Here is a 19,790-nt window from a genome sequence, read left to right on the forward strand (position 1 = left end):
AAAAGTATGCGACCATGAGGTTAACAGATACTTCTGTAAAACGCCCGGTTTTTGCTGCCGTATTGAGCCTTCTCATTCTGGCATTCGGAATTGTATGTTTTACCCGGTTGGAAGTACGGGAATATCCTGATATTGAACCACCCATCGTTTCGGTGGAAACGAATTATTTGGGCGCGTCAGCAGCCGTCGTGGAAACCCGGATAACACAACTTGTAGAACAACGAGTAAGTGAAGTGGAAGCTATTAAACTAATTAATTCTTCGAGTGTAGATGGCCGTTCAGAAGTTTCGATTGAATTTAACCTGGGTCGCGATATTGATGCTGCTGCCAATGATGTACGGGAAGCGGTTTCAAACTTGCTTGATAACCTCCCGGAAGAAGCAGATCCCCCGGAAATCAGTAAAGTGGAAGCCAATTCTTCCGCTGTTCTGTACCTCAATCTAACCAGTACCGAAATGGGTATGCTGGAACTGACTGATTATGCAGACCGATATTTAATAGATCGATTTTCCGTATTGCCCGGAGTAGCAAGGGTCCGAATATCCGGAGGGTCCCGCTATGCCATGCGAATCTGGATAAACAGGGAAGCCCTGGCCGCCAGACAACTCACTGTAGCTGATGTAGAAACTGCACTCCGCAATGAAAATGTCGAACTTCCTGCAGGTTCTCTTGAATCTTCCGATAGGCAGTTTACCGTGCGGCTTAATCGCGAATTTCAGGATGAAGAGGATTTTGCCAATCTCATATTACAGAGGAACCCGGATGGGCACCATGTCCTCCTGAAAGAAGTAGCTACCGTAAAATTAGGTCCCGAAGAGCATCGAATGAGTTATACGGGTAATGGAGAAATGCGGATAGGCCTGGGCATTATCAAACAATCACGGGCCAATACTCTCGATATTGCCAATGCCGTATACGAAGCCGTAGAGCAAATCAGGCCTACACTGCCCGATCATATGTCTATGACCAATAGCTATGATCGGTCAGTATTTATTGCCGAAGCTATTAGTGAAGTATACAAAAGCCTGGGTATAGCTATCATTCTCGTAATATTTGTAATCTATCTTTTTTTAGGGGATGTAAGGGCCACTTTTATTCCCGCGGTCACTGTTCCTGTATCATTGGTAGGTACCTGCCTGGTTCTCTTGTGGTTTGGTTATTCTATAAACCTACTCACACTGCTAGCACTCGTATTGGCCATTGGCCTGGTAGTAGACGATGCAATTGTAGTACTTGAAAATATATATACCCGGTTGGAAAATGGGGAAAAACCCCTGGTGGCAGCCTACCAGGGCGCCAGGGAAGTAGGTTTTGCCGTTATTGTGACATCGCTTGTCCTATTAGCCGTATTTGTTCCCATTACATTTCTTTCAGGGGATATTGGTAAATTGTTTACTGAATTCGCTGTAGCCATGGCTGCGGCGGTATTCTTTTCCACTCTGGTAGCCCTTTCGCTTTCACCTATGCTTTGTTCAAAAATCCTAAGGCGCAAAAAAAACCAGGGCAATTTTATAACCAGGGGTACCAACAGAGTTCTCCATTATTTACAGGAAAAATACCGATACAGTCTCAAACGCTTCCTGGTTCGCCCGGCAATTGCCATAGGTATGATAATCCTCTTTATGTTAGGCTGTATAGGCCTTTTCTTTGTGGTTCCAAAGGAATTCACCCCTGCTGAAGACCGCGGCATCTTTTTTATTAATTTGCTGGCACCGGAAGGTTCTACTTACAGCTATACCAAATCCTATATGGATGAAATTGAAAAACGCCTCATGTATCTTTACGATGAAACCGAAGAGGCCGGCACAATTTTAGTCCGTACTCCGCAAAACCTCAATCCGAATGTAGCCTCCTTTAATGACGGACGGGCCATCATTGTATTGGCTGATTTTCCCGACCGCAGATCTGCCTGGGAGATTATGGAAGAAATCAGGGAGAAATTATCCGATCTCACAGGCGTTAAAATTTCTATTAGTATGCGCCAGGGTCTTAGTTCCGGGAATGGCAAACCGGTTCAGTATGTATTAAGTGGTGATACCTATGAAGAGATTGCCGGTTGGCGAGATCAATTGCTGGGTCTCGTCGCCGATTACCCGGGACTCACAGATATTGATTATGATTATAAAGAAACCAAACCGCAGCTGCATGTAAATATTGACAAAGTACGAGCTGCAGAATTAGGGGTTTCTGTCGTAAATATAGGGAGAACATTGGAAACCTTACTGGGATCCCGATTGGTCACGACCTTTATCAAAGAAGGCGAAGAATATGATGTAATTATCGAATCGGACCTAAACCAGAAAAAAATGTTATATGACCTTAAAAACATATTTGTGCGTTCTGAGCGGACCGGTGGGCTGATTCCTCTCTCTAATCTTGTTTCCCTGGATGAGTTTGCTGATTCAGGAACCCTTAATCGTTACAACCGGATGCGTGCTATAACCATCGATGCCAACCTTGACAATGGGTATACACTTGGACAGGCGCTCGATCACCTGGATGAAGTGGTGGCCAACAACCTGCCTGAAGAGGTAAGAGTTGATTACAAAGGGGAATCACTGGATTATAAAGATTCCGGGCAATCAGTATTATTCATTTTCATTTTGGCCTTAACCGTGGTATATCTCGTTCTTGCGGCCCAGTTTGAAAGTTTTATCCATCCTTTAGTACTTATTCTTACCGTACCATTTGCCCTATTGGGTGCATTATTGGGCATCTGGATATTCGGACAATCATTGAATATATACAGTGAAATAGGTATGATCATGCTGGTAGGTCTCGCTGCAAAAAACGGAATATTAATTGTGGAATTTATAAATCAATTACGTGACCGGGGAATGGATTTTGAGACTGCCATAGTAGATGCATCCGTGATGAGGTTACGACCTATCCTAATGACAGGGCTAACCACAATAATGGGTTCCCTTCCACTTATCATTTCATTTGGGGCTGGAAGTGAGACCCGTTTGGTCATAGGTATCGTTGTGTTATTTGGTGTGCTGGTTTCTTCTGTTTTCACTATTTATACTGTTCCGGCCATGTACAAACTAATTGCAAAAGGAACTACCAGCCCAAATGCCATCGCTACAGAACTCGAAAAATCATTAATGAAAGAGGAATTAAACCCCGTATAAATTGAAAAGTATTGTAAGTATAAAACGTTTTATATTCTTATTATTACCCATCGTTTGGTATACCTCTTGCAATTTTGCCCCTGTTTTTAACAGACCAGAAGATCCATATAATAATTTCAAATACCGGCCATTGGTAGACTCATTGTCTAATTTGCCCCGGGATACTGCATGGTGGACCTCTTTCAAGGACACTACCCTCAACAACATTGTCAGGATGGTCTCCCTAAATAACAATGACCTCAAGGCCATATTGCACAATTTTGAACAATCCAGGGCTATAGCCAGGATCGATCGCTCATACTTGTTACCGGAATTTTCCCTGAATGCAGGTGCTTCCCGAAGGGTGGTTTCACAAAATGCAGTACAGAGTTTTCAGTCTAATAAATTCACAAATTATAATATATCTGCTACGGCCTTCTATCAGGTAGACTTATGGGGAAAAGTGAAGAATAATTATAAAGTTTCCGTTATTAATACGGAGATAGACTTGCTGCAATACTTTGACCTTTTATCCAGACTGAGGGCACAGGCTGCTACTATATATATGACCATCCGCCAATTAGACAGACAAATTGCTTTATATGATTCCACCATCATACTGAGGAAACGATCATTGGAAATTGCCACCCTCAACTATGAAGCCGGGGCTTCCGATGCCCTGGACCAGGCAAGAGCTGAAACCCAGTTGCGAATTGCACAAGCACAGCGCTGGACCTTTTTTAATCAGCGAGCTAATCTGGAAAACGCACTGGCCGTATTAATGGGAGTTGAACCATCTGATTTGACGATCCCTGTCCGGCCATTGGACTCTCTGCCTCTTGTCATTCCATCAAAACTCCCTTCGGAAGTGCTTCAAAAAAGACCGGATATCTGGGTTACTCTAAAATCCCTGGAGGCTGAAAATGCGCTGATCGGGGTGGCAAAGGCCAATCTTTATCCCTCGGTTACATTATCAGCTGATGCAGGGTACCAGGGGAGATCCATCGAACAATTATTTTCACCACAATCCTTCGCCTGGACTCTGGGCGGAGGGTTAATGCAACCGCTTTTTAATAATGGAAGAAATAAAGCACAGGTGGAAGCTGCTATAGCTCGCTACGAAAGAATGTCTGACCTTTATAGACAATCTGTTTTATCAGCATTTAACGAGGTGGAAGATGCCTTGGCCAATATTTATTATCTGCATAAACAGTATCAAAGGGCAGTACAAACCGTTGAGGCAGCCACAAAGGCAGTCGATCTTGCCAATCAGCGATACGAAGCGGGTTTAGTCTCCTATCTGGAAGTGGTGGATGCTGAGCGTACAGCACTATTGAATCAAGTTGACCTGGCCACTATAGTGGGAAATATGTATCGAAATGTAATTACCCTCAACCTGGTTTCAGGCGGAAGTTGGCAAAGTGGTGAACAACTATATTCAAATCCGGATTCGGTATATACTGCGAATTCGCTCTTAACAGATTAACATGATAATTCCCCGTAGATTAATGGATGCAGCCTAAAATTATTATGGAATTTCTGTGAGCCCGTGACAAAAAACGTAATCACCCCGAACGGATCTGGGACGGAGATTTTTAATCGATTCTCAGACAAAACTTACAATTTAAATATCATCTTATAATGTTTCCTGATCTTGGCTAATAGTATAGGTTCAGAGAGTGCGGAACGGGAATATACACTTGCAGCTTCCTGAATCTTTTTCGGGATCAATAAAAGAAAGCGAACTCAGTAGAATGCCTTGTCGATCCAACATTGAGAATTGGCATTATTGACTTACCACTTGAAAACAGCGATATTGTTCCTAAAAGATACTCTAAATAGTCCACTATGTATTCTACCCTTTCGTTCGAACCGGACGATTCTCAAGTGCTCTGAATCCTAAAATTTAATCAAAATCAGGTTAGTGTAATTGGTATTAAAAAGGAACAGGTAGGAATTTTTCTATATGCAAGATCGCTCTACATCCGGGACTTTCATTAATACCTTGCCTATACCTACTAGTATTATTTCACCCAGAGTCCTTTCGATTCAATCAAGAAAACCTAACGGTTGGCAGAAAATATGCTTGAAGATCTCACATTCATTAGGAGACTGGCAATATCCCTATCTTAGCTCCAAATATAGAGTAGTAGAACATCTATTGTCTGGTCCAGGTAATGATAATCAGTCTCTTTTTGAAATCTTTTGAATGGTTCCATCCTAATATTAAAATACATATTTATAAATTCCATTGAAATGAAACAAATATGTTTAGAATATTTTTGTTTTTTCGCCTCATTTTGGTTAAATGCAGGAGGAAAAGAACGAATTCATGCTTAATCTGGGCAAAAGATTAAAGCAATTAAGGGAGTATAGAAACCTGACTCAATCCCAGTTAGGTGCTTTAGTCAATAAAGATTACCAGTCCATTAGCCGTATCGAAAATGGGAGAGTAAATACTTCTGCTTATATGCTATTGAAGTTTGCCCAGGCCCTGAATGTTTCTATGAACGACGTTTTCACATTTGAAGAGGCTTCTAAATTTGATACCAAAGACGACCAAATCGGATGGTTAAGCGACCGAATCGTTCATGCTATCGAAAATGAATTATTTGCTGAAGAAGCTTTGAAAGTTGCTGAAGAAAAAATCCGTTATATAAAAAAACATAAGCACCAGTAATAAGAATCCTGAAATTCATATTTCTTTTTTGATCCCAAATGCACCAGTACCAAAATGATCTAAAAGATGATAGAATTGTATAGATCTTACACCCTAAAGGGAAAAGATATTTCCAACCTAACATTTGTCAAACGATAATCAGGCCCTACATTTTTCGCGGGATGGAGGAGGACCAAATATGATAAGAATTTATGTTCAATGCCTATTTCCGCCTGGCTGCGCCTCCCTCTTAAATATGCACCTTTACTCCACAATACCTGTCCTGTCCAAATGAGAGGGTGATTCAATATATTAATTAAAGGGCGCTAGTAACCTTACGTATCCCAGGTATTCTGACCCAATGAATACTGGGTTCTTTCTATTATTCCATTACCCATAGATCCTAGAATATTTTTATCATTCGCAAAATCCCTAAACCTGGGATAAAGATGCTATCCAGAGATTTGGTAGAAACTACTCCGGTTGTTTACATATGCGATGAATTCCTGGTAACAAATGTTAGTAAAGTGCTTCCAGATCCTGATTGAACAATTAATATCCCCGCCTTACAATAGTTTACGGAAATCGATGCCCTTTCCGTGTTCAATAAAGACTTCCCTGGAGAGTCCTATAGCGTGGGGACTTCTTTTTTTTTCAAAAATAATGACAGAAGCTTTTATTCGCCAAACTCAAGTTATATTAGCATATCGAATTAATACATTTCAAAACCTGACCCCTGGGAATATGTAAATTAAGAGACCACCATGCAGAATTCTCCGGAAAATATACATCAACACCTGGATGAAATCTACCGCAAAGAATCCCGACGTATATTTGCGGCATTGATTCGCCTGATTGGAGACTTTGACCTCGCAGAAGACGCCATGCATGAGGCGTTCAAGGCGGGGCTTGAGCAATGGGGAATAAAAGGAATCCCTTCTAATCCACGGGCCTGGCTAATATCCACTGGCCGGTTCAAAGCCATCGACCATATCCGGCGTCAGTCCCGGATCGACCCGCTACATTCTAGCCTTCTTCGAGAATTTGAAGCAGATTTTTCTGAAACATCCGGACTATCGGACACAGAGATCAAAGACGATGTCCTTAGGTTGATTTTCACTTGTTGTCACCCTACCCTGTCACTTAAGGCACGATCTGCAATGACCGCTCGTGAAGTATGTGGGATGACCACAGAAGAAATCGCCCATGCATTTTTGGTTACGCCCTCTACTATGGCCCAGCGTATTGTTCGTGCCAAGGCCAAAATTCGCGAAACAAAAATACCGTTCGAAGTTCCTCCCGTCCATGAATTACCGCACCGCCTCAGTGCAGTACTCCAGGTTATTTACCTGCTATTCAACGAAGGGTACTACGCATCATCCGGAGAATCGGTTATCCGCGTTGACCTTTCGGAAGAAGCCATTCGACTCGGGCGTCTTCTATATGACTTGCTACCCGAACCGGAAGTAATGGGATTACTAGGTCTTATGCTTTTACATGAATCTCGCCGGCACGCCCGAACCTCACGTACAGGAGACCTTATTCTTTTGGAGGACCAGGACCGATCGCTATGGAACAGTGATATGATCAGAGAAGGACTATCCCTGGTAAAAGGAGCTTTTTTATCCAGGCGGGCCGGGCCCTATTCCCTGCAAGCAGCCATTGCAGCCTTGCATGCCGAAGCAAAGAGTCCCGGTGCTACCGACTGGCCACAAATTGCCGGACTGTACGATATGTTGTTACGCATAAATCCCTCACCTGTTATAGAACTAAACCATGCTGTAGCAATAGCTATGTACAAGGGCCCTGAGGTAGGTTTACGACAAATCGATGACATTCTTTCTCGTGGGGAATTAAAGGATTACCATCTGGCAAATTCTGCAGGAGCAGAGTTTTGCCGGAGAACCGGACGAATAGAAGAATCAAAAAAGTCTTGGGAACGCGCACTTTCCCTAGCAAAGCAAGTCCCTGAACGGCGATTTATCGAACAAAAACTGCATGAGCTGGAAATGTAGGTGACTAACATAAAAAATTTTTAATAGGATTTGTCGATTTCATGGTTTGCCATTCGACTATAAGGTGATGGCCTACTTACAACAGATAGATTTATAGGATATAGCCTATACTCTATTTGGTTTTATTTATAAAAAACAAAGCAGAATATGACTGATACCAAAAAAAACTCCCACAAACTTGATGTTGATCTTAAAGTACCGCGAGTAAGGGTAGAGGGCTTTACCATCTCTCTTGACGGATATGGTGCCGGACCCGATCAAAGCATTGATCATCCACTTGGCATAGGTGGAGAAGAATTACATCACTGGTTAATTTCTACCCGATCCTGGAGGCAGATGCATGGAAAGGAGGGGGGTGCCGGAGGGGTTGATGATGAATTCGCAGCCAGGGGTTCCCGAAACGCCGGCGCCTGGATTCTAGGGAGACATATGTTCGGTCCGATTCGAGGGCCATGGCCGGATATGGACTGGAAAGGATGGTGGGGGAACAATCCACCGTACCACGTACCTGTATATGTACTTACACATCATTATAGACCTCCACTAGAAATGGAAGGAGGTACAACCTTTTATTTTGTTACGGAAGGGATCCATTATGCACTTGAAAGAGCCAGGGAAGCTGCCAATGGAAAAGAAATCCGTATCGGTGGTGGTGTTAATACCATTCATCAGTTTCTTAACGAAGGTCTCATTGATGAACTCCACATTGCTATAGCACCGGTATTCCTGGGGAAAGGGGAGCGACTCTTTGAAGGGGTGGACCTCCCATCTCTGGGATACAGGTGTGAAATATTTATGCCATCGGAAAAGGCCACCCATGTTATCATACGACGCAAAGAGGATCAAAATGATTAGATAATGGCTTATATCATGTAATCTTTATTGAAATAAGATATAGCCTGAATGCGAAGAATAGGTATAGTTTCAATTGAATATTGAGTTGAAGGTTCAATACAAGCCCCTTACTTCGGGATTACCCATCCAGGCTATCAGGTTTTTTGTTGGTTTTCGATATGAAAACACAGATCTTTATCCAACGAAAAACTAAAATTGTGCTTTCCTTATTGAAGTCAAATTAAACTATAATTCAAACAGCCTGATTCCTAAATATTTATCGTAATCAGGTTTTAAAAAAATTTAATATGAAATACATTTGCCTGGGATATATGAATGAAGAAATTTGGGAAACCATACCCGAAAGTGAACAAAACAAATTTATGGACGACTGTTTTGCCTACGATCAAGAACTTCGAAAGAGCGGTCACATGGTAGGGGGAGAAGCACTGGAAGATGCTCGGAATGCCGCTACTTTGAGGTGGAATGGTGCCAAGGTAACCGTGACAGACGGACCTTTTGCCGAAACCAAAGAACAGATAGGGGGAATCTTGATACTTGAAGCAAAAGATCTAAATCATGCTATCCGACTGCTGTCAAAACACCCCTCTTTACCAGCGGGACGAGGTGGAGGTAGCTGGGAAATACGGCCCGCAGCAGACCTTACAGCCCTTATGGTAGAGAGTCAAAAGCGACAAAATAAATAGAAAGTATTTCCAATTAAAAGAGGCTCAATGTTTGATCATTGAGCCCCTTTTTTAAAAATTATTATTTCTAAAAGATCCTATGAATTAGGTGCTTTCGTCTCTTTGAAATTTTTTCCGTCCCAACATCCTAACCATTCTACATCTTTTCCAACTTTAATATAATTGTTGAAAGCATTTACCGCAGACTTCTTCTCCTTTCTATAAATAGTAATCATTTGGTGTCCACTCTTTACATTGAAATAGTAATGGCCTTCACCCATCGTGTAATTTTTTTTTCTCATTACATCATAGTTTTTGTTAACAAAAATACAGTCCTTATATAATTCAGGTACTGAAAAATCTTATCGGTTTTTGAGATGCGCAACATTGATGTTTTACCAAAAAATTGCAGTTGCTTTTATTTGGCAAACAAACAAAAGCCCTTTATAATACGAAAATTATTTTAAATAATGAAATTATTTGCTAATTTGTTAATGATTGGTTCATTCCATCAGCGATCATATCTACATAGTTTTGTTGGTCACGCTGGTGTATCCTGGGAGCTTCCAAAAGGGGATAAGATTCCAAAACCTCTTTTAAATCCAAGTCTATACGAAGTACTTTGTCAGAGTTTTCCGATAAGCTTAAATTACCTCTAACCTGTATTTCTCTGTACGCCTGGTCTGACCCCGTATGTAAGGCCAAACTTTCGGACTCGCCACCACTTACTGAAAATTCTCCTTCGATTTTTGAAAATATGTAGCTTTCCCAAGGGGACCAGTATTCACTGCTAAAACTCAGCGGATGGTTACTAATAAAATTACTGGGCTCTGAGCTATTGAAGGCAGGCGCCACTCCCAGCCCAAACGATACGCTCGAATAATTACCATTTGGTAAATTATTGAAATTTAACGTCACACCCGGTTCTGGAATGGCATCACCCAGTATAGTCTGTAGAAAAGAAATATGGAATATATTGTCACCTTCAGTATCCAAATCCAGGTAGTTGGTGGAGTCAATATTGAGTTGAAGATCTGATAAATAATAACTTACCTTGGAAAATCTCAATGTAATAGAATCATTTAATTCATATTCTTTCTCCGGGGTTGATACGACCTGACCATCATACAACAAACGAAACTCAAGAGTCAGGCTTCCTCCTTTCTGAATGTCTTCTTTTTCACAAGAAAATAAAAACGCCAATGCAAAAAAAACAATTAATAACCTCTTCATATCTCGATACTTAACGCTAACAAAGAAACAATATTACTTGTGAATTGGTTTTAATTTAAAGGTACTTTAATACCAGGTAAAAGATTGGATTAATGTATCAAGATCTTCCCTTACATAAGCCAGCACAGGCCTCAGTGAATCGGGGTTAGGCCTTGTATTAAAATACAACGAACCCCTGATAAAATGGTTGGTGGTATCAGACAGAAAAAATTGATATGGTGAAGCAACAGGACCTTTAAGATCAAAGCTCATACCTACATGATTTTGCCTGTCGCCAAGAAGAGGTTCCTCCTGAATAGACGTAGCCATTTTGCTGTGTTCATATGCCATTCGGAATGATTCTTTAACCAAAGACGAATAGGTTTTTCGATTATCAATGGGATAATATGTATAATACACTGTTGCATCGAAATCGGGATAGACCAGATTAAACCAACATTCACTATCAATTTCTTCATTAAAAAACCGTTCTTTACTTTCAATAGTGGAAGAAGCTAGCTTTCTAAATTTAAAACCACAGTCTGGTTTTTCCACCCACTCATAAGCGTGAGCGGGATATTCCACTCTCGGATACATTCTGGGCTTGGGAGAATACGCCGGGTCATCATCAGCACATGCTGTAACCATTATTATTCCCAAAAATGCAGCTGTCAAATATCTAAACATCCGTCTTCGTAAGTTGTATTTTCTCAATGCGCTTCTTATTAACGGAAATGACTTTGAATTTGTATTCCCTGAATTGTATTTCTTCATCTTTCCTTGGCATTCTTCCCAAAACCTCTAATAGTAATCCTGCAATTGAATCCGATTCCCCTTTATAAAAGTCAAAATATTCTGAATCTATTTTCAATACACGACACGCATCATTTATTAAAAACTTACCATCGAATTCAAAAGTGTTCTTACCGATCTTTTTGTAATCCAATTCTTCTTCCATATCAAATTCATCTCTGATATCACCTACTACTTCCTCCATAATGTCTTCCAAGGTAACAATTCCCGAACTTCCGCCGTATTCATCAACTACTATTGCCATGTGTTTTCTTTCGAGCTGAAATTCCTTAAGCAGTTCATTAATACGTTTTGTCTCGGGAACATACAATACTTCTTTACGTAAAATCTTCTGCCAGTTAAAGTCCGTATCGTCCATATACTGAAGTAAATCCTTTACATAGAGAATCCCCTGAATATTATCAAGGTCTCCTGAATAGACCGGAATCCTGGAAAACCCACATTGTTTAACGATCTCATAAACTTCGGGAAACGGGGTTTTTTCATCGATTGACGTTATATCTGTACGGGTGGTCATTATTTGCTTTACATAGGTATCGCTGAATTTCACTATCCGTTTCAACAAACTTACCTCTGCCTCTGCTTTATTTGTGCGCTGGATTGTAATGTCTATCGCTGCATCTATTTCTTGTTTACTGGCCAGGGAATGTACTGTCCTGCGTCCTGACAACCTGTTTTCCATATTCATTGTCCACCTGACCATCTGGTGGCTTACCGGATGAAGTATCCTACTGACCATAGTCAGCGGCCATGAAGTCATCTTTGCCAGTTCCAGATTGTTGGTATTTGCGTATATTTTGGGTAAAACCTCACCAAAAAGTACCAACAATGCCGTGACCCCTAAGACCGTAATTAAAAACTCCATAGTAATGGCTATGGATGCATAATTATTTCCTATGAAACTCAGCCAATCACTTAGCCCTAATGCCCACTGAAATAACTTTTCATACGGGAATATAATACCCACCAAATATTCTGAAATGAGAACTATGGCAATATTTATAAAGTTATTGCTTATTAGGATGGAGGCCAGTAAATGCCTTGGGTTTTGCTTCAATTTAATAATCCGCTCAGATGACTTTGAGTTCTCGTGTTGAAGAAACTCTATATCATTGGGACTGATAGAAAAATAGGCCACTTCACTACCTGACACCAGAGCAGAACATAATAATAAAAACAAGAGTATTGATACGCCCAGAATAATACTCCATTGAACTGCCAATGCTACATTCGCTGTCTGAAATAAATAGGTTATAACTAAACTACAATGATCGGCTTCCAAGTTTTTGTTATTGGTGGTCCTTTAGAGCTTACATTCCATAAATGGGCTACAAAAGGCAAATTTATACAAACGCATAATTAAAAAGGCAAATCATCATCTTCATCGGGTTCATTGCCCGAAGATTGAGAACCTGAGTTGTTTACATTTTCATCCTGTCCACTAAAAGGGTCGTCATCGGATGAAGGAAACGATGAAGACATTCCTCCTGATTCTTTTCTGTCAAGACTGCGAATAATTCGCGCCACTATTTCTGTAATATACCGGTCATTCCCATCCCTGTCCTGATATTTCCTACTGGTTAATTTACCTTCAACATAGACCAAACTACCTTTTTTTAACTGTCTTTCTGCCTGCTCTGCCAGCCCTCTCCACAGTACTACATCATGCCATTCTGTCTTTGTCTGCCATTCGCCTGACTTGTCTTTATAATTTTCATTTGTTGCCATAGGGAATTTTGCTACTTTAGTACCACTATCAAGAATCCGCACTTCCGGATCTTTTCCCAAATTTCCTATGAGTGTAACTTTATTAATCATTTTTTTTCATTTAGTCCTAAATTACGAGAATTCTCTTCGAGAAACAAACGCAACGGTCTTGGTAGTGCAAATTTCCCTAATTTTTCTGACTTTACCATCGCAATTGACTTATTTTCTCTTATGTACTCAGGGATCGAATACAATTGATAAAAATTCAGTTCTATATCCCTGTGAGACAAAGTCCATTCCATTGACCCCAATAATGGCAACTTTGACTCGGTAACTTTATTTAATAAACTCTTCTTTCCTAATAATTCAGGAAAGGAATACAAACCTTTCCAGACACCAGTACCTTCTCTCCTGATTAATAAGATCGAGTCTTCCCGGGTATAAATTCCGAGATTCATTTGTACTTTTTTTCTCTTAATTTTCTTCCCTTTTACAGGAATCTCTTTTACACCATCCTCTATATAAGCATAGCATATCTCCTTTAACGAACAAGTATTGCACGAGGGGATACCAGGCCTGCATTGTAGTGCTCCAAAATTCATTATAGCCTGGTTGAATAAAGAAGGGCTTTCGGTAGTCACTATACAATCCATTAATTCCTGAATATATTTCTTAATCGAGGTATCATCAATGGGATCCAAAATACCAAAAACCCTGGCCACAACTCTCTTTACATTACCGTCCACTACCCCATGTGGAAGATTAAAAGCAAATGATGCAATTGCTGCTGCGGTATACGGACCTACTCCCTTTAATCGGATAATGTCCTTATAGGTTACAGGAAAATGTCCTCCCAGATCATTTACAATGTAATTAGCCGCTGTATGGAGGTTTCTTGCTCTACTATAATATCCCAGGCCCTCCCAGGCTGAAAGTACTTCATCTTCCGAAGCCGCAGCCAATGTATTGACATCTGGGAATTGATCAATAAATTCAATGAAATAATTCCAACCCTGGTTCACCCTGGTTTGTTGCAAAATAATTTCGGAGATCCAAATGGTGTATGGATCTTTAGATTCTTTCCATGGCATAGGTCGGGGGTTTACCTTCGACCACTCCATGATTCCCCTGGAAAAAGTCTCAACTTTTTGCTCGTCCCATTTATCCATGCGAGAAATATACGAATAAAAAGAGCCAATGAAAACAGTTGCTTCCATTGGCTTGTATTTTCCACTTTTCCCATGTATTGAGAAGAATGATCAGTAATATATAATTAGATTTGCGTTTGCCAGTCAGTCTATAATTAAGACGCCCTGGACTTTAACTCATGAATATTATTATATTTTGACTTAATTTCTTCTTTAAGTTCTTTGCGGGCAAAGTATATTCTACTTTTTACAGTACCTAAAGGGAGGTCTAGCTGGTCGGCTATTTCGTGATATTTATAACCCTCGTAATAAAGTTTAAAAGGTTCTTTGAGGGAATCGGGAAGTTCTTCGATAATATCGAATAACTCTTCCATGAATATTTTCACTTCCCCTTTATTAAATATATCTTCCTCACCGCTATTAATGTAATAAAGGTTACTGGTCTGGTCAGAGATCGTATTATATCTCTTTTTCCTTCTGTAATTATTAATGAAAATATTTTTCATTATTGTCATCAACCAGGCCCTGAAATTGGTACCCGGCCGAAATTTATCTTTATTACTAAAAGCTCTAAATGCCGTTTCCTGAAATAAGTCATGCGCGGCTTCTTCATTTTTAGTCAATGAAAAAGCAAAACTTCTCAATACTCTGGTTTGCTCGTCAAATTTATTCGAAAATTCAAATCTGGACATAGTTCTATAATTTTCTTTCGTTGATAATGTAAATATACAATCTGTTTAATTCTTTTCCTAATTTAGTTAAACAAAAAAGTCTTAATTATTTGTTATAATCCTTAACTATTTACTAAATAGGTTGTGTAACAACGGTTTACACCCAATATAACGTTCAATTGAAAATGAATATTGTTGTTACTTCTGCGCTTTCTTGAACAGGAGAAAAGTAATTGCCCCAAATACGATATTGGGAATCCACACGCCCAGAGCTGGATGGACAACATTGGAGTTCGCAAATGTGATACTAAACTTGGAAAGCAGGATAAAAGTAGCACCAATCAGTATTCCCGTAGCCAGGTGCCAGCCTAATCCCCCCCGAACTTTCCTGGATGCTACACATACAGCAAGAATGGCGAGAATAAAGGACGTAACTGCATCTGCCGTACGCCTGTGGATTTCAATCCAAAATGAATCAATAGCGGAAAACCCTTTTAGTTGTTCTTCTTCTATCCTATCGAGGAGATCAAAAGTCGTATAAGTCCTTTCTATATCTTTTATCCGGATAAAATCCCCGGGTTTGATATATAAGGTCGTATCCAACCATTTATTTTTAAATTGTTCTACAGATTGGTTGTCACCATCAAAGGACCGGATTGAATAATCGTAAAGCCTCCATTTAAAAGGAGGTTCATCTATCTCCATTTTATTGGCTTTTATTATTTCCGTCAATGCCCCGTCTTCCATCTTCTCCAGCTGAACATCATAACCGGTAGTATCCGAATGCCTGAATGTTTTAATATAAATCATTGATTCGGGTGTCAGCATTTGTTGAATGTTTTTATCCCTTACCTCGCGGTTATTTTTATCAATATAATCTGCAAGAAATATGATTCTGTACTGTTCGCCAAATGGTATCAACAAATGGTTGGCGACAAAATGTAACCCTGCTACAATTATACCCCCTACTATATACGGATACAAAAACCTCTTAAAACTTACACCCGCATTAAGAATGGAAAGGATTTCACTGTTTTTTGCCATGCGGGAAGTAAAAAAAATCACACTGATCAGGATAAAAATAGGCCAAACGGTACTATCTATATACATGATAAATGGAATAAAATATTCGCTGATTACTTTTACCGCGGGGATATCCGCATCCATTATCTTCTGAATCTTTTCACTCAGATCAAATACAACAGAAATAGCAGATGACAGCAAGACCGTAAAAAAGAATGTTTTGAGAAACTTTCCCAATATATATCGATCTATAATTTTCATCTACTATACTTTTTGAACCTGTTTTAGTAAAGTAATTCGATCCTGACGTAAGTTACAAACGTTGGCTATATATTTTCAACGCTTTGTCTTTCCATCCAGAAAAGTCCCCGGCAAGTATATGGTGTCTCGCTTTCTTGACAAGCTGAAGATAAAAAGATAAATTCTGGAGAGAAGCAATCTGGGGTCCCAGTAATTCTTTGCTCAAAAACAAATGGCGTAAATACGCTTTAGTGTGTAATCGGCTAGTGCTTGCAGTACTTTCATCATCAATAGGGGTAAAATCTTCTGCCCATTTGCTATTCTTGATATTAATGATTCCCTGATTTGTGTATAACAACCCATGGCGGGCATTGCGGGTAGGCATGACACAATCAAACATATCAATACCCAAACTTATATTCTCAAGTAGATTTTCCGGTGTTCCTACACCCATTAAATACCTGGGTTTATCTTCTGGAAGAATGCTGTTGACTGTTTCTGTCATAGCATACATTTCATCAATAGGTTCTCCAACCGATAAACCACCTATAGCGTTAATATCTGCATTTTTCCCGGCAATATATTCTGCCGACTCCTTTCTCAAATCAGGATAAACACTACCCTGTACTATAGGTGCCAGGGTTTGTTCTGTATGGTATAAATCTTCCGTTCTATCAAATTGCTCTATACATCTGTCTAGCCACCGATGAGTCCTGTGCATTGAGGACCTGGCATAATCCTTTTCGCAAGGGTAAGGGGTACATTCATCAAATGCCATTATTATATCGGCTCCTATTTTTCGCTGGATATCAATCACTGATTCCGGTGTAAAAAAGTGTTTGGAACCGTCTATATGACTTTGAAATTCTACTCCCTCTTCAAATATTTTCCTGCTCTTACCCAATGAATAAACCTGGTATCCTCCGGAATCTGTCAACATAGGTTTTTCCCAGCCACAAAACGAATGAACACCTCCTGCTTTTTCCAACAGATCTGTTCCAGGCCTGAGATACAAATGATACGTATTTGCTAAAATGATCTCAGCAGAAATCATTTCTTCCAATTCGCTAAAATGAACACCTTTTACAGTGGCAGCAGTACCAACGGGCATAAATATGGGTGTATAAATAACACCTCTGTCTGTTTTTATGGTTCCGGCTCTTGCCGCAGACCTGCCATCCTTTGTTTCAATCTCAAATCTACACATCAAAAATTAATAACCTTTTCCGGAAATATTTAAAAATACAGCAAACATAAGGGAAAAACCCAACAAGGAAGACCCTCCGTATGAAATAAACGGCAAAGGAATTCCTATAACAGGAACTAAACCAATAGTCATACCAATATTAATAAATACATGAAAAAATAAAATACTGGCCAGCCCAAAACCGAAATTAGTTACAAAACGAATATTGGATTTTTCCGCAACGTAAAAGATACGCATTATCATAATAAGAAATATACTTAAAATAACAAGTGAACCTATAAAACCCTGTTCCTCACCTACGATACAAAAAATAAAATCAGTAGTGTGTTCCGGAACATAGTTTAATTTAGTCAGTGTACCTTCCATATATCCCTTACCGGTAACCCCGCCAGAACTAATAGCCATTTTCGATAAAATAACATTATAAAGGCTGCCACGAGGATCACACTTTTCAGGATGTAACCAAACATTAAGTCGGTCTTGCTGGTGTGGTTTGAGAATATTATTAAATGCAAATGATGTCGTGTATGATAAAGAAGCCAACCCAATAAATACGGCTGATACTATAGAAACAAGTTTCAACTGGCCTTCTTTTACAGATAAAAAAGCAAATACCAGAGCTATACATATATCAAATACCAGTATCAATAAATGCAGGTCATTGTAAAAACATACTACATTAGCAATACTCAAAAGAAATATGCTCAACAACCAATACCTGGTAAATTTAAATTGTGAAGCAAAAACCACCATTAAAGTCAAAAGAAGGAAAGCCAGTGTACTGTATACGCTAAAAGACAAGGTCAATATAAATACCGCACCCAATAAAATCACAGTGACAAAGGGCCATATTGACACACCATTCCGGAATAAAATTATAAAGAATGCAAAAAAAACAAGGGCGGAACCCATATCGGGTTGCAATAGGATTAGGATCACCGGGGCCAGGATAACAGTGATCGAAATAACAATAGACCTGAAGTTATCAAGCTTTACAGAGGGGTTGGCCAAAAAATTACTTATTGAAAGACACGTCGCAAATTTTGCGATTTCCGAAGGTTGTAGCGAAAACCCTCCCAGGCTCAACCATGATTTTGATCCGTTTATTTCAGTACCAAACAATACTACCGCCAGAAGTAAGGCTAAACTACCCAAATAAATAGGCAATGAGAATATATTCCAAAATTTCTTTTCTATCAGCATAACCGACATAAAGACCAGAATACATGCTATGGTCCAGTACGTTTGCATACCGACCGGAGAATTAATATCGAACCAATCAACTTCTCCAAATGAATTAGCAGGGGTAGCTGCTACTTTAATAAACCACCCGACTATTAGTACGCTAAAAAAAATACCGCATAATATCCAATCAAAAGATTGTTCCCGCAGCTTGCTCACAATTACTTCAATTTATGCCTGCACTCATAAACGTCCTTTACTGTAACAGTAGTATTTTCTACTACTGAACTTGGAAAATCCTCCCTCAAAGTAGACAGTAGTTGCATTGCTTTCGCCTTTGATACAAAATTTCCAGCATACAACTTGTAGTAAGGTTGATCGTGTTTCCATTCATGAGGAATATGATCATATTCTTTTATGAATTCAGCTTCTATTGTTTCCATTTCACGCCGGTCTGTCGTAAAAAAATATAAAACACGGTACCCCGGAAGTCTGGATGACATCTTCATTTTATTGGCAAAATTACTAATGGCAGTTTGCACGGTTGATGATTCTTCAAAAGTAACATTTTGTGCACTCAGCTTTCCGGTCCCTGCTACAGTAAATAATAACCCTAAAATCAAAATATAGTATCTTCTCATAAAATTTTTAAATTAAACTACTTGTGCCTATTCTATCTGCTCCGCTGGTAATCATAACTTCCGCTTCCTCTAATGTGTTTATCCCTCCGGAGGCTTTTATTTTCATATCATCCCCCACAATTTCTCTTAACCTGGAAACAAACTCAGGAGTAGTCTTCCCATTAACACCCGTAGCTGTTTTTATATATTCTACACTGTGCTTTATAGCTATTTCTACAATTCTCTTTAATTCGTCCTCGCTCACCAGTTCATTCTCCACAATCAATTTTAATTTAGCATTTTTTAGTCTGCAAATACTTACCAAACTATCTATTTCACTATCCACATAGTTCCATTTCTCGTTCTTTACCGCAGCCAAATTCAATACGGCATCCAATTCATCAGCCCCATCACTAATAGCTTCTTTTATTTCTTCCACTTTACTTTTGTAAGATTCAAACCCATTGGGGAATCCGATTACGGAACAAAGCTTTATACTGTCCTCTTCTATTGCTCGGTTGATGTGATCGAGAAAATAGGGGGGAATACAGACAGAATAGTATCCCTGATTAATAGCCTCTTGCACAAAAGTATCAATATTATGAAAGTTGAGAGCCGGCCTTAAAAGGGTATAATCGATAAGGGATTTTATATTCATCA

General features: G+C 39.6%; 18 protein-coding genes. 6 read left to right on the top strand and 12 right to left on the bottom strand.

What is annotated here, in order from left to right:
* The first annotated feature begins 14 nt into the window (after positions 1–14).
* From LVD47_RS02015 to LVD47_RS02040, 6 genes are all read left to right on the top strand, one after another.
* The gene (locus LVD47_RS02015) at positions 15–3,134 is read left to right on the top strand and encodes an efflux RND transporter permease subunit (RefSeq protein ID WP_236973851.1); all 3,120 of its coding nucleotides are present in this window, start codon (positions 15–17) and stop codon (positions 3,132–3,134) included.
* A gap of 1 nt (position 3,135) precedes the next feature.
* Positions 3,136–4,599: an efflux transporter outer membrane subunit gene (locus tag LVD47_RS02020; protein WP_236973852.1), complete on the top strand. Its 1,464-nt coding sequence runs from the start codon at positions 3,136–3,138 to the stop codon at positions 4,597–4,599.
* A gap of 822 nt (positions 4,600–5,421) precedes the next feature.
* Positions 5,422–5,793, top strand: a complete 372-nt coding sequence (locus LVD47_RS02025) for a helix-turn-helix domain-containing protein (RefSeq protein ID WP_236973853.1) — start codon at positions 5,422–5,424, stop codon at positions 5,791–5,793.
* A gap of 743 nt (positions 5,794–6,536) precedes the next feature.
* Positions 6,537–7,787 carry an RNA polymerase sigma factor gene (locus LVD47_RS02030; protein WP_236973854.1) on the top strand — a complete coding sequence of 417 codons (1,251 nt, stop codon included), beginning with the start codon at positions 6,537–6,539 and terminating at the stop codon, positions 7,785–7,787.
* Between the two features lie 147 nt (positions 7,788–7,934).
* Positions 7,935–8,642, top strand: a complete 708-nt coding sequence (locus LVD47_RS02035; protein ID WP_236973855.1) for a dihydrofolate reductase family protein — start codon at positions 7,935–7,937, stop codon at positions 8,640–8,642.
* 287 nt (positions 8,643–8,929) lie between these two features.
* The gene (locus tag LVD47_RS02040) at positions 8,930–9,328 is read left to right on the top strand and encodes a YciI family protein (RefSeq protein WP_236973856.1); all 399 of its coding nucleotides are present in this window, start codon (positions 8,930–8,932) and stop codon (positions 9,326–9,328) included.
* Between the two features lie 77 nt (positions 9,329–9,405).
* Here the strand turns inward: LVD47_RS02040 and LVD47_RS02045 are convergent, their stop codons facing one another.
* From LVD47_RS02045 to deoC, 12 genes are all read right to left on the bottom strand, one after another.
* The gene (locus tag LVD47_RS02045; RefSeq protein ID WP_236973857.1) at positions 9,406–9,609 is read right to left on the bottom strand and encodes a hypothetical protein; all 204 of its coding nucleotides are present in this window, start codon (positions 9,607–9,609) and stop codon (positions 9,406–9,408) included.
* A 181-nt stretch (positions 9,610–9,790) separates the two neighbouring features.
* The gene (locus LVD47_RS02050) at positions 9,791–10,540 is read right to left on the bottom strand and encodes an MbnP family protein (protein WP_236973858.1); all 750 of its coding nucleotides are present in this window, start codon (positions 10,538–10,540) and stop codon (positions 9,791–9,793) included.
* A gap of 66 nt (positions 10,541–10,606) precedes the next feature.
* Entirely contained in the window at positions 10,607–11,206 is a 600-nt protein-coding gene (gene gldD / locus LVD47_RS02055; RefSeq protein ID WP_236973859.1) for a gliding motility lipoprotein GldD, read from the bottom strand.
* Positions 11,199–12,614 carry a gliding motility-associated protein GldE gene (gene gldE, locus LVD47_RS02060; protein WP_236973860.1) on the bottom strand — a complete coding sequence of 472 codons (1,416 nt, stop codon included), beginning with the start codon at positions 12,612–12,614 and terminating at the stop codon, positions 11,199–11,201. Before gldE ends, gldD begins: the two co-directional genes overlap by 8 nt.
* 77 nt (positions 12,615–12,691) lie before the next feature.
* Positions 12,692–13,150 carry a single-stranded DNA-binding protein gene (locus LVD47_RS02065; protein ID WP_236973861.1) on the bottom strand — a complete coding sequence of 153 codons (459 nt, stop codon included), beginning with the start codon at positions 13,148–13,150 and terminating at the stop codon, positions 12,692–12,694.
* Positions 13,147–14,256: an A/G-specific adenine glycosylase gene (gene mutY, locus LVD47_RS02070; RefSeq protein ID WP_236973862.1), complete on the bottom strand. Its 1,110-nt coding sequence runs from the start codon at positions 14,254–14,256 to the stop codon at positions 13,147–13,149. Before mutY ends, LVD47_RS02065 begins: the two co-directional genes overlap by 4 nt.
* An 86-nt stretch (positions 14,257–14,342) precedes the next feature.
* Positions 14,343–14,879, bottom strand: coding sequence for an RNA polymerase sigma factor (locus tag LVD47_RS02075; protein WP_236973863.1), 537 nt, complete (start codon positions 14,877–14,879; stop codon positions 14,343–14,345).
* 177 nt (positions 14,880–15,056) lie between these two features.
* Complete coding sequence (locus LVD47_RS02080) at positions 15,057–16,142, bottom strand: LptF/LptG family permease (protein WP_236973864.1); 1,086 nt, start codon at positions 16,140–16,142, stop codon at positions 15,057–15,059.
* A gap of 52 nt (positions 16,143–16,194) precedes the next feature.
* A complete protein-coding gene (tgt, locus tag LVD47_RS02085) occupies positions 16,195–17,328 on the bottom strand; it encodes a tRNA guanosine(34) transglycosylase Tgt (RefSeq protein WP_236973865.1) in 1,134 nt (377 codons plus the stop codon).
* Positions 17,329–17,334: 6 nt separating this feature from the next.
* A complete protein-coding gene (gene rodA, locus LVD47_RS02090) occupies positions 17,335–18,729 on the bottom strand; it encodes a rod shape-determining protein RodA (protein ID WP_236973866.1) in 1,395 nt (464 codons plus the stop codon).
* A gap of 2 nt (positions 18,730–18,731) precedes the next feature.
* Entirely contained in the window at positions 18,732–19,151 is a 420-nt protein-coding gene (locus LVD47_RS02095) for a hypothetical protein (protein ID WP_236973867.1), read from the bottom strand.
* Positions 19,152–19,158: 7 nt separating this feature from the next.
* Positions 19,159–19,788 carry a deoxyribose-phosphate aldolase gene (gene deoC, locus LVD47_RS02100; protein ID WP_236973868.1) on the bottom strand — a complete coding sequence of 210 codons (630 nt, stop codon included), beginning with the start codon at positions 19,786–19,788 and terminating at the stop codon, positions 19,159–19,161.
* Between the last annotated feature and the right edge of the window lie 2 nt (positions 19,789–19,790).

It is taken from the genome of Membranihabitans maritimus (assembly GCF_021729145.1).
Taxonomy (GTDB): Bacteria; Bacteroidota; Bacteroidia; order Chitinophagales; family Saprospiraceae; genus Membranihabitans; species Membranihabitans maritimus.

Coding starts and splice junctions, on each gene's coding strand:
- gldD (WP_236973859.1), bottom strand. CDS start 11,206: ATGTTTAGATATTTGACAGCTGCATTTTTGGGAATAATAATGGTTACA.
- LVD47_RS02075 (WP_236973863.1), bottom strand. CDS start 14,879: ATGTCCAGATTTGAATTTTCGAATAAATTTGACGAGCAAACCAGAGTA.
- LVD47_RS02035 (WP_236973855.1), top strand. CDS start 7,935: ATGACTGATACCAAAAAAAACTCCCACAAACTTGATGTTGATCTTAAA.
- LVD47_RS02025 (WP_236973853.1), top strand. CDS start 5,422: ATGCAGGAGGAAAAGAACGAATTCATGCTTAATCTGGGCAAAAGATTA.
- mutY (WP_236973862.1), bottom strand. CDS start 14,256: ATGGAAGCAACTGTTTTCATTGGCTCTTTTTATTCGTATATTTCTCGC.
- LVD47_RS02050 (WP_236973858.1), bottom strand. CDS start 10,540: ATGAAGAGGTTATTAATTGTTTTTTTTGCATTGGCGTTTTTATTTTCT.
- tgt (WP_236973865.1), bottom strand. CDS start 17,328: ATGTGTAGATTTGAGATTGAAACAAAGGATGGCAGGTCTGCGGCAAGA.
- LVD47_RS02015 (WP_236973851.1), top strand. CDS start 15: ATGAGGTTAACAGATACTTCTGTAAAACGCCCGGTTTTTGCTGCCGTA.
- LVD47_RS02065 (WP_236973861.1), bottom strand. CDS start 13,150: ATGATTAATAAAGTTACACTCATAGGAAATTTGGGAAAAGATCCGGAA.
- LVD47_RS02030 (WP_236973854.1), top strand. CDS start 6,537: ATGCAGAATTCTCCGGAAAATATACATCAACACCTGGATGAAATCTAC.
- LVD47_RS02095 (WP_236973867.1), bottom strand. CDS start 19,151: ATGAGAAGATACTATATTTTGATTTTAGGGTTATTATTTACTGTAGCA.
- LVD47_RS02080 (WP_236973864.1), bottom strand. CDS start 16,142: ATGAAAATTATAGATCGATATATATTGGGAAAGTTTCTCAAAACATTC.
- LVD47_RS02040 (WP_236973856.1), top strand. CDS start 8,930: ATGAAATACATTTGCCTGGGATATATGAATGAAGAAATTTGGGAAACC.
- deoC (WP_236973868.1), bottom strand. CDS start 19,788: ATGAATATAAAATCCCTTATCGATTATACCCTTTTAAGGCCGGCTCTC.
- LVD47_RS02045 (WP_236973857.1), bottom strand. CDS start 9,609: ATGAGAAAAAAAAATTACACGATGGGTGAAGGCCATTACTATTTCAAT.